Source organism: Bacillus sp. FSL P4-0334 (genome assembly GCF_038004825.1).
Classification (GTDB): domain Bacteria; phylum Bacillota; class Bacilli; order Bacillales; family Bacillaceae; genus Bacillus; species Bacillus velezensis.
On sequence record NZ_JBBORX010000001.1, the window covers coordinates 1768658 to 1788956 of the forward strand.

At 42.6% G+C, this 20299-nt stretch carries 20 protein-coding genes; 17 read left to right on the forward strand and 3 right to left on the reverse strand.

The features are described from left to right. The first annotated feature begins 146 nt into the window (after window positions 1-146). From NSQ37_RS09120 to NSQ37_RS09140, 5 genes are read left to right on the forward strand one after another with little or no spacing between them, the layout of a single operon-like run. A complete protein-coding gene (locus NSQ37_RS09120) occupies window positions 147-740 on the forward strand; it encodes a hypothetical protein (RefSeq protein ID WP_015239350.1) in 594 nt (197 codons plus the stop codon). Next, window positions 733-1044 carry a winged helix-turn-helix domain-containing protein gene (locus NSQ37_RS09125; RefSeq protein WP_007609957.1) on the forward strand — a complete coding sequence of 104 codons (312 nt, stop codon included), beginning with the start codon at window positions 733-735 and terminating at the stop codon, window positions 1042-1044. The genes NSQ37_RS09120 and NSQ37_RS09125 overlap by 8 nt, the downstream gene beginning before the upstream one ends. Beyond that, on the forward strand, window positions 1045-1935 hold the full coding sequence (locus NSQ37_RS09130; RefSeq protein ID WP_015239351.1) for an ABC transporter ATP-binding protein: 891 nt from the start codon (window positions 1045-1047) through the stop codon (window positions 1933-1935). A 14-nt stretch (window positions 1936-1949) separates the two neighbouring features. After that, window positions 1950-2690, forward strand: coding sequence for an ABC transporter permease (locus NSQ37_RS09135; RefSeq protein WP_341123598.1), 741 nt, complete (start codon window positions 1950-1952; stop codon window positions 2688-2690). Window positions 2691-2744: 54 nt separating this feature from the next. Beyond that, on the forward strand, window positions 2745-3467 hold the full coding sequence (locus NSQ37_RS09140) for a pentapeptide repeat-containing protein (protein ID WP_032867541.1): 723 nt from the start codon (window positions 2745-2747) through the stop codon (window positions 3465-3467). 61 nt (window positions 3468-3528) lie between these two features. On the opposite strand, the gene pznA is transcribed toward NSQ37_RS09140, so the two are convergent. Beyond that, entirely contained in the window at window positions 3529-3654 is a 126-nt protein-coding gene (pznA, locus tag NSQ37_RS09145; protein ID WP_157662605.1) for a TOMM peptide plantazolicin, read from the reverse strand. Between the two features lie 978 nt (window positions 3655-4632). Here pznA and NSQ37_RS09150 point away from each other — a divergent pair. From NSQ37_RS09150 to NSQ37_RS09205, 12 genes are all read left to right on the forward strand, one after another. Next, a complete protein-coding gene (locus NSQ37_RS09150; protein WP_012117035.1) occupies window positions 4633-5337 on the forward strand; it encodes a hypothetical protein in 705 nt (234 codons plus the stop codon). Window positions 5338-5349: 12 nt separating this feature from the next. Then, on the forward strand, window positions 5350-6342 hold the full coding sequence (locus NSQ37_RS09155; RefSeq protein ID WP_032867539.1) for a TOMM precursor leader peptide-binding protein: 993 nt from the start codon (window positions 5350-5352) through the stop codon (window positions 6340-6342). A gap of 2 nt (window positions 6343-6344) precedes the next feature. Then, complete coding sequence (locus NSQ37_RS09160) at window positions 6345-7691, forward strand: YcaO-like family protein (RefSeq protein ID WP_015239353.1); 1347 nt, start codon at window positions 6345-6347, stop codon at window positions 7689-7691. 26 nt (window positions 7692-7717) lie between these two features. Further along, the gene (locus NSQ37_RS09165) at window positions 7718-8527 is read left to right on the forward strand and encodes a SagB/ThcOx family dehydrogenase (protein ID WP_012117038.1); all 810 of its coding nucleotides are present in this window, start codon (window positions 7718-7720) and stop codon (window positions 8525-8527) included. Beyond that, window positions 8527-9201 (forward strand): CPBP family glutamic-type intramembrane protease, encoded by a 675-nt coding sequence (locus NSQ37_RS09170; protein ID WP_237611948.1) that lies wholly within the window; start codon window positions 8527-8529, stop codon window positions 9199-9201. The genes NSQ37_RS09165 and NSQ37_RS09170 overlap by 1 nt, the downstream gene beginning before the upstream one ends. Window positions 9202-9225: 24 nt before the next feature. Continuing rightward, window positions 9226-10032, forward strand: a complete 807-nt coding sequence (locus NSQ37_RS09175) for a class I SAM-dependent methyltransferase (RefSeq protein ID WP_032867535.1) — start codon at window positions 9226-9228, stop codon at window positions 10030-10032. A 468-nt stretch (window positions 10033-10500) separates the two neighbouring features. Beyond that, on the forward strand, window positions 10501-12429 hold the full coding sequence (locus NSQ37_RS09180) for an LTA synthase family protein (protein ID WP_003155677.1): 1929 nt from the start codon (window positions 10501-10503) through the stop codon (window positions 12427-12429). 215 nt (window positions 12430-12644) lie between these two features. After that, a complete protein-coding gene (locus NSQ37_RS09185) occupies window positions 12645-13409 on the forward strand; it encodes a glucose-1-phosphate cytidylyltransferase (protein ID WP_015239357.1) in 765 nt (254 codons plus the stop codon). A gap of 6 nt (window positions 13410-13415) precedes the next feature. Then, window positions 13416-14384: a GDP-mannose 4,6-dehydratase gene (locus NSQ37_RS09190; RefSeq protein ID WP_012117042.1), complete on the forward strand. Its 969-nt coding sequence runs from the start codon at window positions 13416-13418 to the stop codon at window positions 14382-14384. A 24-nt stretch (window positions 14385-14408) separates the two neighbouring features. Next, complete coding sequence (locus NSQ37_RS09195) at window positions 14409-15320, forward strand: putative nucleotide-diphospho-sugar transferase (protein ID WP_012117043.1); 912 nt, start codon at window positions 14409-14411, stop codon at window positions 15318-15320. A 28-nt stretch (window positions 15321-15348) separates the two neighbouring features. Further along, window positions 15349-16509, forward strand: a complete 1161-nt coding sequence (locus NSQ37_RS09200) for a glycosyltransferase family 2 protein (protein ID WP_007408950.1) — start codon at window positions 15349-15351, stop codon at window positions 16507-16509. A gap of 15 nt (window positions 16510-16524) precedes the next feature. Beyond that, the gene (locus tag NSQ37_RS09205; protein ID WP_326365034.1) at window positions 16525-17463 is read left to right on the forward strand and encodes a hypothetical protein; all 939 of its coding nucleotides are present in this window, start codon (window positions 16525-16527) and stop codon (window positions 17461-17463) included. 29 nt (window positions 17464-17492) lie between these two features. Here the strand turns inward: NSQ37_RS09205 and NSQ37_RS09210 are convergent, their stop codons facing one another. Continuing rightward, complete coding sequence (locus tag NSQ37_RS09210) at window positions 17493-18722, reverse strand: MFS transporter (RefSeq protein ID WP_007408952.1); 1230 nt, start codon at window positions 18720-18722, stop codon at window positions 17493-17495. Between the two features lie 117 nt (window positions 18723-18839). Then, the gene (locus NSQ37_RS09215) at window positions 18840-20225 is read right to left on the reverse strand and encodes an amino acid permease (protein ID WP_012117046.1); all 1386 of its coding nucleotides are present in this window, start codon (window positions 20223-20225) and stop codon (window positions 18840-18842) included. Window positions 20226-20299: the final 74 nt, after the last annotated feature.

A 20299-nucleotide genomic window follows, 5' to 3' on the forward strand; every position in this document is an offset into this window, starting at 1 on the left:
TGGAAGGATATCAGCGCCAAGAGTCCCATCTGCTGTTTCCAAGACTAAATAGTTGCGCCTATTTTGGATAAAACCTCTTTACAAATATATGGAATTAGAATATACTCTGTTTCACAAAGTACTTTGTAAAAAGAGGAGCCTGTTTTATGTCAAATCAGAATTTTCGTGAATCAGAGATAGCTGAAAACTTATCTCATATCAAAGTCTTAACGAACTACAAGACTGAGTACTCAAGGCAAACCAGTCCATATTTCATTATTTGGGGCTGTATATGGATTATTGCGTACTCCGTTTCTTTATGTAAGGTACCTTCTGTAGTCCTTGCTTGTGTCTGGTTAATACTGGCAGTATTAGGGTGGATACTGACTTTGAAGACATATCTTAAGCAGAAACAATTTGATCCCATGCCCACTTTCTTAAAGAATCAATTAAAATATGCATGGATTGGATTCATATTAATGGTATGCATTTTTGTTTTCCTGATTTTAATGGGATTATTGCCGCGAACAGGAGAATTTCTATCGTTTTTGATTGTGTTAATGGTGTCTATTATGTACATATTCTTAGGCATCGTGTTAACAAAAGAGATTTTTGTTATGGGATTTTGGCTGAGCATACTCGGTATGCTTACATTCTGCTTACTTCCTAATGCAATGAATATTGTTTTTGCATTTATTGGCGGAGGCAGCCTATTACTTACAGGAATGATTTTGAAAAGAAAAGGGCAAGGAAATGAGTAATGTTAACAATATCAATGATTTAATACATGCCAAAGTACGGTTGGGAATTATGAGTTTACTGATGACTTATGATCAATGTGATTTTACTTTCCTGAAAAAGTCATTAGACATCACAGATGGGAATTTAGGTTCGCATCTGAAAAAGTTAGAAGATGCAGCTTATATAGAACTAACCAAGAAGTTCGTATCCAAAAAGCCGAAGACTATTGTTCAGATTACGAAAGAAGGGAAAGCAGCCTACAAGGAGTACATTAATACAATTGAATCCATATTTAAAATAAATAACAGTGGGGGAATGGTGTAAATGCTGCAAGTTGAACATATAAGTAAGCGCTATGGCACGACTCTGGCTTTGGACAATGTGGCTTTAACAATTCCGAAAGGAGTCTGCTATGGACTTGTTGGACCGAACGGATCCGGCAAATCTACCTTAATTAAGATCATCTCACGCATCATCCGGGAATATGACGGTAAGGTTGAATTTGTCGGTAATGAAAATGGCAGATTGGGTTATGTTCCACAGGATATCAGCCTTGAAGAAAAATTAACCGCAAAGACCAATATGGAATTTTTCGGAAAGGTACATGGACTGAATGGCTTAAAACTAAAGCAAACAACAAAAAAACTGTTAGAAGATATCGGGTTGTCAGAAAGGACAAACGACGTTGTGGAGAACTTTTCCGGAGGAATGAAGCGCCGTTTAAATATCGGGTGTGCATTAATGCACGATCCAGACTTAATTATTCTAGATGAGCCGACGGTAGGCGTGGATCCGCAATCACGCCGCTACATTTTTAACATCGTAAATCGACTCAAAAAAGCCGGTAAAACCATTATTTATGTGAGCCATTACATGGAAGAGATTGAAACTCTTTGTGACTATGTAGCTTTTATCGACAGAGGGCAGATTATCGATGAAGGAGAAATAAATGAACTGCTTAAACGACATGAAGAATCATCTATTATGTTTAACTCCTCATTGTCTCATGAATTAATAAAGAGCCATGGTTTTGAGTTTTCAGTCGTTAATTCAGGGCTGATAATAAAAACCAAAAAACCTTTAGAAACCATGGAGCGCTTAATTAGCGTCAGTAAGGAAAACAATATTGTGCCTCATCAGTTGTTTTTATATAAGCCAAAATTAGAAGATGTATTCTTTAAACTTACCGGCACTGATTTGCGTGATGAAGAATAAAGGGGGAATTTATCATGTTACCGCTCGCTCAAATTGAAACGCTAAAACAGTTAAAGGATAAGTCTCTGTTTTTTTGGACGATTATATTACCTATTGTGTCCATCATATTGCTGATTGAGCTATTTACGACAGACAGTACAAACAAAACTTTAGTAGCTTCACAATCTGTAACCGGTATGAGCGTATTCTTTTCTACATTCATTATTGTCTCCATCGTTATAAGTTTTGTAAAGGATCGGGAAAAAGGAATTGTATCAAGACTGGCAAGTACCCCTTTAAAGCCTTATAACTTCTTCTTAGGAAAAAGTATCCCTTTTTTAGTCATAACTTTTATGCAAATTCTTCTCCTTTCTGTTTTAGGAATATTTCTGTATGATATTGAAATTAATAATTTTCCGGCGTATCTGTGGGTTGTTGTGTTGATATCTTTACTGGTTACATCCTGGGGAGTTGCCATTTCAGTCTTTGCAAAGACTGAAAATACCGGTTTGGTCATGACAAATGTGATTGCATTAGGTACCGCTGTTGTATGTGGTTTATGGACCCCTTATGATCAATTACCAAGCTATCTTCAAACTATTGGAATGCTCTTTCCGCAGTACTGGGCGCATCAAGGGTTAATTCAATCGGTCTCGACGATATCGGGAGGAGAAAGTCTAATATGGGTAACCCTTGTTGTACTGAGCTATACAATACTGGGATTTATAGTTTCTCTAATTGGATACCGGCATTACATTAAAATGGCAAGAAACTAGACCGCTGAAGAATGGGTCATTAAAACGCAGCTGGGACTAAAAGGAGAGCGGGAAATGATAAGTGAAAAACTAAAACTGTATGTCGAGGCTCTATTTAAAAAGTACGAAAGAAATTCGTTACTGAGCAGAAAAAAAACGGAGCTTTTAACTAAGCTTCATGATAGAAGTATTAGCCTGGAAGCAGAGGGTATGACAAAGCTGGATATTGAGAAGTTGCTTATACGCGAAATAGAATCCAAAAGCTTGGCGGTCGATACCAGTGACCTGAATATAGATAAATCCAATGTATTAAAACTCAAAAAAAAGACGTTTATAAATAAGAATTTGCAAAAAACGGAGGATTTTGAGCCGGTAAATGCCGAGTACTATCTCAGTGACTTTAAAAGTGCAACTCTTCAGAATATCGATGTCGAACACTCTGTCTTCAAAAACTGCTACTTCAAGAATTTCTCATGTAAAGACTCCGCCATCATAGAATCGACATTTAAAAAAAGTGATCTCAGCCAGTCAAATTATGACACATGTAAACTTGAGTATATGCTTTATACCGGTTGTCACCTCCCAAAAGTCAATTTTACAGATACCTCCATCCTGCATACGTTCTTCAAGAACTGCTATCTAAAGAAAGTATCCTTTACGAACTGCAATCTAATTAATATTCGGTTTGAATCTTGTGATATTGCAAACGTTAAAATTACAGGAGGCAAAATGGATAAAACAACATACCGTATACTGCAAGAAGAGGGGACTTCATTACATTCAGTAGAATTAATTTAAATTTAATATAAAGAAGCATAGACCAATAAGAATCATCTTATTGGTCTATTTGTCTTAGAGGTTAAAACGTAGATGAACTAGAGATGATTGTGGTACAGGTACAGCGTGCAGCCATTGGCTCGAATAAATGTTGACCTTCTCCGTGTACACTTGCAATAAGAGCAGTTGGCACTTTAATTTGAGTCATAATTGTTACCTCCTCCATAAAATTTATCGACAAAGAATTTACCGATATGTACCATATTGTGATTTATATGGACAGTATTGTCAACCCAAATATGTAATTTTTTGTGATATAGATAATGAATTTATAATGAGCAATTTGGTTTAAGAAGCTGAATCACTCTAAATTTAGTTAAAAATGAAATTAATAATTCTGAATTTTGTATTTGATCAGAGGGAATGTATGTGTTTTAATAGGGTTATGGGAATAAATACTATTTTTTAAGCGGAATAACCCAACTTGTTAGGAAAAAGGAAACGTTGTTTGAAGTTAAAGCTAAGCTAATTCAGGCGAATCGCATAGGCTGATCGGGGCTTTGGGTGGATTCTTAACAGGAAATGTCAAACTTCAAGGAAGCTTGAGCTTTGTCTGTTGGACAAAAGGGGTGACTGCCCGACTGCTTAGAATAAAGCTTAATTTACTAAGGGTTTCTTGTACCCCATTGGTATTGTAATGATTCTGGTGTCACCTACGAAAGATTTACTCTTCTTTGTATTACCTCAGCATTCTTCAGAAGCTTCTTCAGATAGTATTACAAAATCAATAATTGATTTAATGATATTTGTGAATTCGTAACTCCCTGTATTATTTTGTCGCACAGAGAGATGAACCAGGCCGCCCCTGGCGATCTAAAGTAGGAGGAAGTAATACGTTATTAACTTATTTGTTTTCTCAAGACACCATCCTTTGTTTACTTTTAAGAAAGGTATTTAACTTCTGATCCTAACTAACTTAATCTTGTATGCTGTTTTCTATTTGCTGCTGCACTGTCCTAACTTTTATGGTTCAACCATCTTTTGTTAAGACATTTATTTACGGTGATTATCAAATTTATAATTTCTATATTAAGTATTAATTGGTTATATTAACTTTTTTGCTTATCTTTCTGATGACAAATCATGAGATTGATCGAGTGAGATTATTGACTAGGAGGTATTGGACGTGAAAATTCACTACATGGGAGTTAGGGAACCCCTGAAACAAATATTGGAGGATAAGGCGGCTGAGCTCCATGATTATCCGCTGCAGATTGTAGATTTAGGCGGATCAATAAAGTACGAAAGTGATTCTTTCATCAACTCTTTTGACTTGGATGCTGAAACAATCATACTTTCAAACCGGAGATATAATTTGAATGATGAATTGGGTTACGTGGAAACAGAGTTACTACAAAAATATAAAAAAAGTATTTTATACAGAACATCCCCTTTGGATATCGGAATCGAGTTGTACAGAGGATGGGCAGCAGCCACAGGAATACTGCTCACTGCTTTTTCTCCGGTAGGCGTAAATTGGATTTCCACTCAAGATGTTGCATCTGCATGCTTAATCTCAAAAAAAGATGTAAATGTTCGCGCAGGGAAAGCCTTTGACCTAACCGGAGCGGAAGTTATTAGTATGGAAAGACTCAAAGATATATTTGAACAAGATTTGGAAATGCAGATAGATTTACAATGTAAAAATAAAGAGGAAGCGATTAGGATGCTGATGCAAAATAACATGCCACTGGATCTAATAGAATGGTTGGTAGAATATCAGATACTGTCTTCCGATGACCGACTAGAACCAACTACTAATATTCTGGAACAGATAATTGGGCATCCGCCAAATGCAGCTCAATTATTTGAAAATAAACAAATTAATTAAGGAGGAATACAGATGTCTCAACAAACTCAATCTATTCAAACGGTTGTAAGGTTCAAATTATCTCCTCATATTACTTTGGGAGAATTGGAAGGAAGCCTGTTAAGCTTTAAAGCACAATCCATTACAAAAGTTGATGGAGAAGGAATCGTTGAATTCTTTGAGGCAATTTCAGAATATCTTGTATGTGAGAATGGAGTCTCAATTGAAGAACTGCACCAAAGGTTCAACCTAGAGAAAGATCAGTTAAGAAACGTCTTCGATTTCCTGGTGACGAACGGATTGTGTATACAATCTACTTCTAATTTTGACATGACTGCTTTTTTGGCATATGAGAGGGCAGGGGGGCAAGTGGAAGTCAACCAGATCTTACATAGATTAAAGACAAGCATAGTGGAAGTTGTAGCACATGGGGAAAATAACCTAGCAATAAACCTAACTAATAGCTTGCAGGAAACAGGATTAAACATAGATTGGAAAGAAAAACCGGATAATGGGAAGCCTTCGATACGTATTGCTGTAGCAGCTTCACATTTGGACCCGCTGTTAGAACAAGTAAATGATCAGTCATTAGAAGATCATGTCCCTTGGTTGTGTGTTATTCCATACGATGGTCAGACAGCTTGGGTTGGTCCATTTTTCATCCCGCACAAGTCTGCATGTCTCCATTGTTATAACCTACGTAAATCAGCAAACTTTTCAGATGAGGTATTTCGTTCAGAATTGATGAAGGTCAAGCCAGTCAACGCTGCGAAACAACCGGTATATAATCAGCCAGTTCATTTGGTACAGGCAGGAATAGCGAATAATCTTGTCACAGAGTGGATTACACTAAGAGACTATGCACCAAGCGCCGTTCCAGGTGGTTTTATAACTGTCAATTTGGATGACAGGGGAGTTTCAGTTGATAACCATCGTGTATATAGAGTACCGAGATGCCAAAAGTGTTCTCCTGCCGCTGACACAGGGTTTCCTCAAGTATGGTATCACGGCGAGGTGGCCAAATAATTATGGTGAGTAAATGGACGACATTAGAAGATTCATGGAAAGTCCTTGATAGTCTTGCTGATCCATATGTAGGTATAGTGAGAAGAGAGTATCGGAAATTACGTGATGTAGATGACGTTTGGGGACACTCGTACGGTGCTCATGGGACAGACAGTAAAATTTTATTCGGAGTCCCCTCTAATTCTTATAATGGAGGCGGATCGGATAATGCGGCTGCGGCAAGACTAGCTGCTATTGGGGAAACGGTGGAAAGATATAGTGCAGCTTATCTTCCATTTGATTCTGATGTTGTATGTTTTGGATCACAAAAGGAATTAGAGAAGGAGAATAAGCGTTTCATTGGATATAAAGATTGGGAATTGTACGCTCCAACTCAATTCAAAGATCCTATATTTCCTCATGAAGTTTGGAATGAAAATACTAAGCTGTGGTGGAGAAAAGGGACATATGCTAAAACAAATGAGGAGGTATGGACCCCAGGGCAACTAATCCATATCGCCAATCATACGGAATGGCCTGGGGACACTAATATAGGTCATGCTACAAGTAATGGTCTTGCTTGCGGAATTACCTTTGTAGAAGCAGCAATTTCAGGTTTATTTGAAACGATTGAACGGGATGCTTTTATGCTTACCTGGTATAACAAGCTGAGCTTGCCCCAGATTGATGTGAATTCTTCTCCGAGATTAAAACGCTTTTATGAAAGATATATTAAACCAACATCATTGCGGCTACACTTAGTTGATATGACTGTATTTTCAGGTATTCCTTCTGTGCTAGCAGTTGTCAGAAATCCTCATACGAATTTAGCCCCTTTTGCAATTGGAGCCGCCTCCTCCTATTCAATAGAAAGGGCTTGTGAAAAGGCAGCAATTGAAGGTATGTATACAAGAACTTGGGTCAAAACGGAACAACGTTTAGGTAACGCATTAGTGAATGCGGATTTTAATAGGGATATCAATAGTTTTGAGGACCATATCAAGCTTTACGCAGGAACCGATATCGTCAAGGAAGCTGATTTCCTTACAAGTAACAGCACTTTAGTTGATGTTAACCAATTTAAGTCATTCGATGATAGTTCTCCTGATGTACTTTGGAATAGTCTAAATGATCACCTATATGAAAAAGGTTTCAAAGTGGCTACATTTGATTTAACAAGTCCTGATATAAAAGATGCCGGAGCTTATGTAGTAAAGTCCATCATTCCAGGGTTTAAACCTATAGATGTCCTTTACAGGGGAAGAATGTTGGGTGGAGAACGTATATTACGACATTCTTACGATTTAGGGTTAGTACCAGACCCGTTTACAATCGAAACACTTAATCCAGTACCTCATCCATTCCCATAAATACTAAGGTGAAAGGGGTTAACGAAATGAAAGAGATTGAAAGGCATGCCACTAATTTGGTTGATGTAGTCTATGGCAATGAAAAACTAAGATTTGATGATCCTTCTGAGAACTGGTTTGAGGCTTCGAAAGTTTATCGAAGCTCTATGGCGTGGGACGCGCCAGGAGTAGCAGGCCTAATGAGATCTGCAACATTACAGAAGATCGCTACTCATGCAGGTAAACGATTTGATGACTTGCCATTGATTACATTACCTTCCCCATTGAGGACAAGTGTATCATTAGATGAAGTTATTCAAAATAGGAGAAGTATCGAACAGTTTAACGGTGGTAGTACAACATTAGCACAGCTTTCTACCATTCTGCAGGGTAGTTATGGATTAATAGAGCGCCCTGAAGGTCCTAGACGCCCTATTCCTTCTGGCGGAGCTCTTTATCCGTTGGATCTGTACGTTGTTAGCAACAAGGTGGATTCTTTGGAAAAAGGTCTATATCACTTTGATCCTTATCGTAAGGGCCTAGTTCATCTAGGTGAGTACTCTGAAGAGGATTTCGGAAGAATAATGTTACAAGAAGAAGCTGTAAAGGACTTTTCTTTCGCTGTAATCATATCGGCTAGCTTTTGGAGGTCAAGGTTTAAATATGGCCATCGTTCATATCGATTTATATTTATTGAAGCGGGTCATCTGATGCAGAATATGATTTTATTGGCCACAGCCCAATGTATCCAGAGCCGTCCATACGGAGGGTTTATAGATGATGAGCTCATGGATCTTATTGGTGGCCATAATGGAGTAGACGATGCCCCTATATATACTTTAGTTGCAGGAACATGATGGAGTTAAGGGCATGCATCTTTATAGGGATCCTGATTCATTTGATGGGTCCCTATGTTTCAAAGCTAACAGTTATGTATCAAATCAAGCATAGAACTAAGGAATATAAACTGACTCGTCATATAACACCGCAGCGCAGTTATGATATTATTACCGTTTTTGGTGGAATTATGTGTTGCAGCATCTTCTTATTAGATGATAACTTTTTTTTAATACATAGCAATAATGCGTACGGTGTTTTATTATTTAGTGCCCTAGGTTTCTTTTTTCCTTATGTTATCTGGAAGGGGAAAAACAAATCCGTTGTATTTGTTAAAAGAAAAGTAAATAAACTTGATACATTGATTTTCCTGCCTTTATGCGCAGTTTCAGAGGAATTAATATGGAGAATTTGTATTCCTTTTCTATTTAAACTATACTTCTTTGATTCTGTCTTATTGTGTACGTGTATTAGCTCGATAGGATTCTTGCTGCTCCATATGCCCCTTGGTGGTGTAAAGTCAGCCCCCTATATGACTGTATTTACTGTAATAGCTGTAATAGCTGCACAATTTGATTTTTTATCAGCAGCTGCATTCCATATTGTGCATAATTTAACTATCCAGTATTTTCATCCTGTCAGCAAAAAGAAAATAAATCCATCTTCGCCGACAATGTCTCAAGCAGAGTGGTAAACTCTTTGGAGGTGTCACAGTTATATGGAAATTGAAACAATTGTCAGAGAGTCAGAAGCCAACAGAATTCAAGCACAAACATGGTTTTCTCATCCTGAGAAAAGTAAAGTGAGCTTTCGGTATGATGAGAGGGAAACCTCATCCATTAGAAGTATTTCAATTGAAACATTTCTGTCGTTTTACTCCAGTAAATTTAATAGAGAGCCGTATTCTGTATTAGATATTGGTTGTGGACAGGGGCAAGTAATTCAATATTTGAACAGTCGTTTTCAAAAGATCGAACTGACAGGTATTGATTCCTCTGCCCAAGCAATTTCTTCAGCAAAAAAACTCGGTATTAATGCATCTTTTATATGTTCAAATGCAGAAAATATTATGCAATATGTGTCTAAGAAGCAAGACATTATATTCATACATCTATGTTTTGGACTCTTTAAGAATCCTATTGCTATTGTAAATACACTCATCCATCTATTATCAGATCAATCATGTATCTATATTGTAGACTTGGACAGGAACAGTTTGGGAGAGGGCCTTAACACAGCGCAATCTCGTGAGGAAGAAGCCTATTTAAAAGATCAATATCGTGCTTCTTTAACAATGGAAGAATTTAAACAGCTCCTGCATGTTGTGACCAAAGAACAACATGGGGTGTCATTTCATGTAGGTAATTCCTTTATTGGTGGGTTTGATGAAACCAGTTCAAAATTTTTTTCGCTAATGAGAAACAGAAATTTGCAAGACGCGTTAAGGACCAGTGTTGGAGAACAGTTAAAGCAGTCACAAATGCCAGCTCTGCTGCATGGTTGGATTATAAAAAACAAAAGGTAAACGTGAAGAAAGCATTTTTGTATATCTTTAGGGTCTAAGCGATAATTTGACAGGTAAAGGACTGGATGACTCCAGTCCTTTTTTACATCAGCCAAAAAAACCTTCAAGTTTTTCAACCCCTTTGCATACAATAACTTCAGCCCGCCTGTTGGGCGGCTGCCTTTGATATTCATTTTTCGTTTTTAGAAGTTTGTGTTATTCTTATATTTGGTATCTCCTATTTTCAGACCCGGTCTGATACGGTACCTTTTAATGCCAGAAAAAAATGTGAAACGAAGAACGGATATCCTGCGTCTAATGGCTGGCGGGATAAGATGTTCAATGGGCATGACACGAATGATAAATATATCGTTTTTTTAAATGGTGTGTTTATGGGGCTGTGTGATGCTTTCGTTTTGCTCGGAAAGCAGGAATTGAAGCAAAAAGTAAGAATACAGATTTAAAGTGTTTAGGAAAGTAGAGGTTGCCATGAAGAAATTATTTTCTTACAGACTTAGTTTTTTTGTACTGGCTATTATTTTGTTTTGGGCCAAAACGTATTTAGCCTATCATGCTGAATTCAACCTTGGGGTGAAGGGTCCGACGCAGCAGTTTCTGCTTGTGATCAATCCGTTCTCAAGCGCCATTTTCTTTTTAGGACTGGCATTGTTTGCGAAAGGCCGCAAATCAGCGATTATCATGGTGATTATTGATTTCATCATGACGTTTATTTTGTATGCAAATATCCTATTCTATCGATTCTTCGATGATTTCTTGACATTCCCGAACTTAAAGCAATCCGGTAATGTGGGAAATATGGGAGACGGCATCTTCAGCATTATGTCCGGCCATGATATTTTATACTTTGTTGATATTATTATTTTAATCGCGCTTCTGGTGTGGAGACGTGAGCTGAAGGAATTCAAGCTGAAAAAACGGTATACGTCATTAATTATCGTGACGGGTATTGTTTTGTTCTTCGTGAACCTGGCGATTGCCGAAGAGGACCGCCCGGAGCTGCTGACAAGAACGTTTGACCGCAATTACATTGTAAAATACTTAGGCCTTTATAATTACACGATTTATGACGGCGTACAGACGGCGCAGACGGAATCACAGCGGGCATATGCCAGCAGCGATGACCTGACGAGCGTTGAAAACTACACATCGTCGCATTATGCGAAGCCGAACGCCGAGTATTTCGGCAAGGCCAAAGGCAAAAACATCATTAAGATTCACCTGGAGAGCTTCCAATCGTTTTTGATCAACTACAAACTTGACGGAAAAGAAGTCACGCCGTTCCTGAATAAACTCGCCCGCGGCGGAGAGGACATGACGTACTTTGATAACTTTTTCCACCAAACGGGCCAAGGTAAAACATCTGACGCCGAGCTGATGATGGATAACAGCCTGTTCGGACTGCCTGAAGGATCAGCCTTCGTGACAAAAGGGGAAAACACGTATCAATCGCTTCCTGCCATCCTTGACCAAAGTGAGGGCTATACAAGCGCCGTTTTACACGGTGACTACAAATCATTCTGGAACCGTGACCAGATTTACAAACATATCGGCTACGATAAATTCTTTGACGCCAGCACATACGATATGTCTGATGACAACCTTGTCAATATGGGACTGAAGGATAAACCATTCTTCAAAGAATCCATTCCGAAGCTTCAATCGCTGAAACAGCCGTTCTACGCGCATTTGCTCACGCTGACGAACCATTATCCGTTTACGCTTGATGAAAAAGACGCAACGATCGAAAAAGCGAAAACGGGCGACGCGACTGTGGATGACTATTTCCAGACGGCGCGTTATCTCGACGAGGCGCTTGAACAGTTCTTTAAAGACCTGAAGTCATCCGGTTTATATGACAACTCGGTGATTATGCTTTACGGAGACCACTACGGAATCTCTGAAAACCATAACCGCGCGATGAAAGAAATTCTCGGCAAAGAAATTACGCCTTATCAAAACGCGCAGAATCAGCGTGTGCCGCTTATGCTTCGCATCCCCGGCAAAAAAGGCGGGGTGAACCATACGTACGGCGGTGAAATGGACGTTGTGCCGACGATCCTTCACTTGGAAGGCATCGATTCTAAGAAATATATTAATTTCGGCACCGATCTCTTCTCGAAAGACCATGATGATACGGTGACGTTCCGTAACGGAGATTACGTCACGCCGAAATATACTTCCATCTCCAATGTCGTATACGATACGAAGACAGGAAAAGAACTGAAAGGCAATCAGGAAACGAAAAACCTGAAAGCCAGAGTCACAGAGCAGCTGAAGCTGTCTGACAGCGTGATGTACAAAGACTTGCTCAGATTCCACAAATTGAGCGACTTTACGCCGGTTGATCCGTCTAAATATCATTACGGCAAAGAAAAGCTGAATCAGGATAATAAATAATAGAAAGAGCCTTACGGAATTTCCGTAAGGCTCTTTTTTTGTGTGTATCTTCACCAATCTGAAAAAAGAGAGAGCTTTTGGTCACAAAGGGCGCCAATCTCTCATATCTTACAGTAGATTTTGAAACCGGTGATAGAGAATCGGACAAATTATCGGGTTGGTTTCTCTTATACGGGCGGTTTCGAATCCAATATTCACAGAGAAGAGGGGTAGAGATGAAAGCAGTCATTCTCTGCGGCGGAAAAGGAACGAGAATGAGCGAAATCACCAATGAACGTCCCAAACCGCTCGCCATGATAGGCGGCAAACCGATTCTATGGCATATTATGAAACTCTATCAATACTATGGCGTGAACGAATTTATCCTGCTTCTTGGTTTCAAAGGAGAGATGATTAAGGAATATTTCTTAGATTATGACTGGAAGAATCACAGCATGACGCTGGACAGCTCTACCGGAGAAGTGCGGATATTGGGAAAATCCGAGCCGTGGAAAATCACTTTTTTAGACACGGGGGAACACACGCAGACAGCGGGGCGGCTTTTACAGGCGAAGGACATCATCGGTGATGAAACCTTTCTTATGACGTACGGGGACGGACTGGCCAACATCAACCTGTTTCATCTGATCAGCTATCATCAATCAAAAGGGGCTGCGGTGACCGTCACCGGTATAGAAAAGACCTCGCAATTCGGAACGCTGACGGTTGAAGACGGTATGGCGAAAAGCTTTTCTGAAAAAACCTCAAGTGACGGCATCATCAACGGCGGATTTTTCGTGCTCAGCCCGAAGGTATTTGATTATCTGCCGAAAGACAGGGATGTCATGTTTGAAGAAGAACCGCTGAAGGAGCTGGCGAAAGACGGCGAATTGGCGGTATACCGGCATTACGGTTTCTGGACGGCGATCGATACGTATAAAAACCTGCTGGAAATCAACAAGATGTGGGACCGGGGACAACATGTATGGAAGGTATGGTGATCAAGTTTGAGTTTCTGGAAAAATAAAAATGTGTTTGTGACGGGATGTACAGGTCTTTTAGGAAGCTGCTTGGTGAAGGAACTGATCGATCAGGGGGCCAATGTGACGGGACTTGTCCGTGACACTGTGCCCAAGTCGAACCTGTATCAGGGAGAACAAGTGAAGCAAATGAATATCGTGCAGGGCGCGCTTGAAGATCTGGATGTGATTGAGCGGGCGCTGGGCGAATATGAAATTGACACGGTCTTTCATTTAGCCGCTCAGGCGATCGTAGGCGTCGCAAACCGTAATCCGATTTCCACATTTGAAGCCAATATTCTCGGCACATGGAACATCCTTGAAGCGTGCCGCAGGCATCCGCTCATCAAGCGGGTGATCGTCGCGTCCAGTGATAAAGCGTACGGCGACCAGCCGACACTGCCGTACGATGAAAACATGCCTCTTCAAGGCAAACATCCGTATGACGTATCAAAAAGCTGTGCCGATTTATTAAGCCACACATATTTTAATACGTACGGACTTCCGGTCTGTATTACGCGCTGCGGCAACTTGTACGGCGGCGGAGATTTGAACTTCAACCGGATTATTCCGCAGACGATTCAGCTCGTGCTGAACGGTGAAGCGCCGGAAATCCGCAGCGACGGCACATTTATCCGTGATTATTTTTACATCGAGGATGCGGTCGAGGCATACCTTTTGCTGGCGGAAAAGATGGAGGAGCTCAATCTTGCGGGAGAAGCGTTCAACTTCAGCAATGAGATTCAGCTGACGGTGCTGGAGCTTGTAGAAAAAATTCTTAAGGCCATGGACAGTGACCTCAAGCCGAAAGTGCTCAACCAGGGAAGCCATGAAATCAAGCACCAATATTTATCGGCGGAAAAGGCGAGGAAGCTTCTGAATTGGACACCCGCGCATACCATTGATGAAGGATTGGAAAAAACGATCGAATGGTATAAAGCCTTTTTTCAAAAGTAACAGAAACAGAGGTGAGAGAAAGACGTGACAAGCGCATATTGCACAGTTTTATCAAAAGGAAGGCTGTATCAGGCTATCGCTTTGTTCGGCTCATTGAAAGCGGTTCAGGCGGACGCCCCCATTTTTACTTTGTGTATGGACCAAGACACCTATGACGTGCTTCAGGCAATGCGGCAGGATAATGTCACCTTGATTCAGATGTCCGCACTGGAAAATGAGGAGCTCCTTGAACTGAAGCGGACGAGGGATCAGAGCGAATACTGCTGGACGGTGAAGCCGGTATTTCTCGAATTCGTGCTGGACGGACATCCGGAATTAGAGCGTGTCACGTACATTGATGCCGATTTGTTTTTCTTCGCTGATCCGCGCGCGATTTTTGACAATCAGCCGGATTGTTCGGTGCTTCTGTCACGGGGCGATATCGTCATTCCCTCATTTGAAAAACAGGAAATCGACATGCTGCAGCGTCTTTTAGGCCGGTATAATTCCGGTTTTCTCAGCTTCAAAACCGACAGTGCCGGCACAGATTGTCTCAGATGGTGGAAAGAACGCTGCCTGGAAGAATGCAAAAATGCGCCGGGCGAAGGAAAATTCGGAGATCAAGGCTACTTGGATTACATGTCCGGCCTGTTCCCGAATGTGTGTGACATCACCACGCCCGGCGTGAATATCGGCCATTGGAATTACGGCCGCCACACGTTTTCATGGAAGGACGGGCGTCTTGTGCTCGAAGACGGAAGTCCGCTGATTTTCTATCATTTCAGCGGATACCGGATCGTTACAGCCGGCGACATTCGGCAGATTCATGAGACGGACCGGACCGACCTGCCGTTTGTCCATCAGCTTTATCAGGACATTCTGAAGCGGGTGATCGGGACGGTCAGCGCCGTCTGCCCGGAGTTCAGCGGCTTTGCATCTGAGGATGATAACAAATAAATGATCATATACAGGAAGTGAACGAAAAGTGAAGGCAAGCGTCATTGTTCCCGCATATAATTCCAAGGAGCGGCTTTATAACAGCCTGCTGTCCCTGAATGAACAGGAATGCACAGAGCCGTTCGAAGTGATTGTGGCTGACAACGGTTCGGAAGACGGAACCTTATCCATGCTTGAATCATTCAGCGCGAATTTTCCGCTGATTTTTGTGAGAATTAAAGAAAACAGAGGGATCGCTTACGGCCGGAATCAGGCGGTCCGCAATGCCAGAGGCGATATTTTGATCTTCCATGACAGCGATATGCTTGCCGAAAAGGATTTGGTGGCGAAGCATATCAAGGCTCATGAGAACCGGGACGATCTTGTCGTATGCGGTATGTTCTGGAAGCGGATTTACAGCTTTTATTATGACCGTTTTGAAAAAGAGCATAAAGAGAAACTCGCCGAACTGTATGAAGAGCTGCCGGGCGATAAAGAGCCGCTCCTTGATGAAAGTGATATCAGAGACGGAAGTTTTCTTGACCAATGCTTTGATTTAGATACCGACTTTATCCGTGTGCTGAAAAGCATTTTGGAAAAATACGGAGATGATTTGAACGGCTACCGTCTGCCGTGGCGTTTTTTCATTACGAACAATTCGTCAGTCAAGCGACAGCACGTGGCAGATCTCGGCCTGTTTGATGAAGGCATTGTCAGATACGGCTTTGAAGATTATGATCTTGGCATCAGGCTTCATCAGTCGGGAATGAGATTTCAGCTGCGGCGCGATATCATGAGCGTCCATCAGGAGCATCCGAGCAACTGCGCTTCCGTTGATGATATCAGGGCGAATATCGCGTACATGTGCGACAAGTACAATGACATTCATTCGCTTGACGTGCACCTCGCGTTTAACGGCCCGTTTGACGCGGAGTTAACCAACAGCATGATGGCAGACATCGAAGTGCTGCTTGATTATGAGAAATATGAAAGCCTGCTGCACATTTTTCTCGAGCTGCTGCACGCGGTTAAAGACCGCAACCTCGACCCGGACTGGAAGACGAAAAGCCCGCGGATCACGGCGAATAGCTTCAATCTGCCGGAGGTCGGAAAGCTTTTGGCAAAAGCGGAAAAAAAGCTGGGCGTCACGCACTTTGCAAGGGCGTTCAAAGCGCTGGCTGCTGATTTACTGCATGTGGATCTTAAATAAATTGGATGTGATATGGTGAGTAAATATCATTTTTCAACCATTGTTTCCAGAACGCATATCTTTAAACTGATGCCGATGATTCATTCTCTCCATGAGCATTGCCGGGATTTTCATCTGTATGTGCTGTGTGTCGACCAGAAAGCGTACGAACTGCTTCAGCAGGTGCCGTGGGAACATGTCACGGCGGTTCAGCTCCATGAAATGGAGGACCCGGAGCTGCTTGAAGCAAAGGGCGGACGGACGTTTCATGAATATTGCTGGACGCTGAAACCGGCATTTCTGTTCCATGTGATGACAGAGTATGATGAAGCCGAATATTTTGCCCACTTGGACACCGATCTCTTTTTCTTCTCAGATGCGGGCGAGCTGTTTGCGGAAAAGCCGGATGCTTCCCTTTTTCTGACGGATCACCGCAATTCAGAACGGTTTGCGTCTTATTACAAGCTGACAGGGCAGTACAACACCGGGTTTGTCGGCGCGCGGAATACCGGGGAAGCGTATCGGGCGGTCTGGCAGTGGAGGCAGGATTGCATCTCCTATTGTACGGTGGAGATGAATGAAGAAAAAAAGACATACGGTGATCAAAGGTATGTTGAAAAGTGGCCCGCGCAGTTTGAACACGTTCATGTCACGGAGTCGATCGGCGCGAATGCGGCGCTGTGGAATATTGAGCAATATGACGTCAGCCTGCGCGGCGGGGCTGTATATGTCAATGACACCCCGCTGATTTTTTATCATTTTTCAGGCTTTACGCTCGTCACGGAGAACGAATTCAATCTATGCTGGTACTATCACATTGATGACGAGGCGACAGTCAATATGATTTACGTGCCGTACATCAAAAACGTAAAAAAATGGATTGATGAAATTCAAAAAGCGTTTCCTGATTTCAGAGACGGGTTTATTCCGAAATATGCGGTTCCTGACACTCATTTTTATACGGTTGAAACATAAAATCCCTGCCTTTTCGGCAGGGATTATTTTTATGAATGCCATTCTTTTAATGTTTTGTCGCTCGGCAGGACAAAGGCGAGCAGACCTAAAACGGGCAGAAAGGCGACGGCAGTCATGGTCGGCGTCAATCCCGCTGAATCAATAAGAGCTCCGAGCGCAACGGCTCCGATCGCGCCCATTCCGAAGGCGAGCCCGACCGTAAGCCCTGACATCGTTCCGATTTTGCCTGGAACAAGCTCCTGCGCGTAGACAACAGTCACGGAGAAGCTGGACATCAGAACAACACCGATCAGCGCCAGTACGCCATAGGCGATGACAGGTCCCGCAAACGGAAGGAAAATCGTCAAGGGAGCCGATGCTATCATCGAAACGATGATGACGTTCCGCTTTCCGAAACGGTCTGCAAGCGGCCCGCCGAGAAACGTTCCGACAGCTCCGAAAAATAAAAAGACGAAGATGTAGCTCTGTGCCTGCTGAATGCTGACATGATAGGCATTCATCGCATAGAACGTATAAAAGTTGCCGATCGCGCTCACATACCAGGAGCGCGCGAAAATTAAGAAGATAATCATGATAAGGGCGAGAATAATCGGTTTTGTAATCACGGTCTGCACAGCGGAGGCCGGTGATTTTTTACTTACGGCGCGCAAATGAATAAGGCGGCCTTTATACCATTTGGCGATATAAATGAGAAACAGAACAGCGATTGCGGCGACTAGCGTAAACCAGACAGAGCCGAATTGACCGAGCGGAACGAGAATCAGCGCGGTAATCAAGGGCGCCATCGCCTGGCCGGTATTCCCTCCGACTTGGTAAATCGATTGCGCCAAGCCGCGCTTTTCGCCGGCGGCCATGTAGGCGACACGCGATCCTTCAGGATGAAAGACGGCGGAGCCAAGGCCGATAAAAAAGACACAGCATAAAATCGTCAGAAAAGACGGGGCGAACGCGAGACCTAAAATGCCGAGCATGCTTGCGGTGAGTCCGAGCGGCAAGGCATACGGCATCGGGCGTTTATCCGTATACCAGCCGATGACGGGCTGCATCACGGAAGACACCATATTCAGCGTAAAGGCGATAATTCCGAGCTGCGTAAATGTAAGATTCATGGAACGTTCCAAAATCGGAAACATCGCCGGAATCACCGCTTGCAGTGAATCGTTCAGCAGATGACAAATCCCGATAATGAACAAAATAGAATACATGGTTGTCTCGGGACGATGGACAGGTTTTTCTTTAAGCGGGGCGGCAATTGCCAAAGTGATTCTCCTCCTTTTTATGTAAACGAAGCATACACCATATTATTCATAAGGTGAATGAATGATCAAGTGCAAAAAAGGCTCTTCTTTCTCAAACAGAAAAAAGAGCCTCCCTTTTTATTTATTTAACAAACTGTGTTTTCTCGAATACATCATATAAACGACGATCCCGGCGGCGATCCAGATGACAAAGGCGAGCCATGTCACGCCCGGCAGGCTGCTTGCGAGATACAGGCATAAGCATGCGCTGATGATCGGCACAAAAGGCACGAAAGGAACACGGAAGGAAGATTTGATCTCCGGATGTTTCTTTCTTAAAACGATGACGGCGATCGCAATGACCGTAAAGGCCGCCAAGGTTCCCATGTTGACGAGATGCGCCAAGGTTCCCAAATCAATAAAACCCGCGATCCCGGCGGCAACGATCCCCGTCACCCATGTGTTTTGAAACGGTGTTTTAAAACGCGGGTGAACCTTGGAAAACATGCGGGGCAAAAGGCCGTCTCTGCTCATCGCAAATGTAAGGCGCACCTGAGCGTAAAGCAGAGCGAGCATGACCGTTGTAATCCCGATAATCGCGCCGACGGAAATAATGCCTGCTATCTTGTTCTGGCCGACAAATTGGAGCGCGAAAGATACCGGATCTCCGACATTCAGCTTAGTGTACGAAAGCATTCCCGTCAGGACGAGCGATACCGTAATGTAAAGGACGGTGCAGATGGCGAGCGCACCGATGATTCCGACCGGCATTGATTTCTGCGGGTTTTTCACTTCTTCCGACGCGTTTGACACGGCATCAAATCCGAGATACGCGAAGAAAACGGTCGCGGCGCTCGTGATGACGCCTTTCATTCCGAACGGCATAAACGGCGACCAGTTTTCCGGTTTCACGTAGCCGAAACCGACGATGATAAACAGCAGAATGATCGCAATTTTCATCAATACAATGACATTGTTAAAGCGGGTGCTTTCTTTCACGCCCCTTGAAACAATCGCGGTAATGACCAAAATAATGATAACGGCCGGCAGGTTGAACCCGGCACCCGTTTTGCTGCCGGGTGCGGCGGTCAGCGCCTCCGGAAGATGCAGCCCGAAGCCCGCAAGAAGCGACTGGAAATAGGATGACCAGCCGGTTGCGACGGCGGCGAGGGCGATGACATATTCAAGCATTAAGTCCCATCCGATTAAAAACGCGAGACACTCCCCGAGAGTGACATATGAATACGTATATACGCTGCCTGAAATCGGAATGGATGAAGAAAATTCCGCATAACAAAACGCGGCGAGCGCGCAGGCAAGGCCCGCGAGCACAAACGACAGAATCAAAGCCGGTCCTGCGCCTGTCGCGGCCACAGTCCCGGTAATCACAAAAATCCCCGTGCCGACAACACAGCCGATTCCGAGCAAAACCAAGTCAAAAGCGCTTAACGAGCGGGACAGGCTGGTCTGTTTGCTCTGGGCCTTTAAGTCGGCCAGCGGCTTTTTCCGAAATAGTAAAGACATATGGGTCCTCCTGAAAATTCATAATATTCTTATCATTATATACACTGACGTTTGTATTATATTGTCGAAATTTC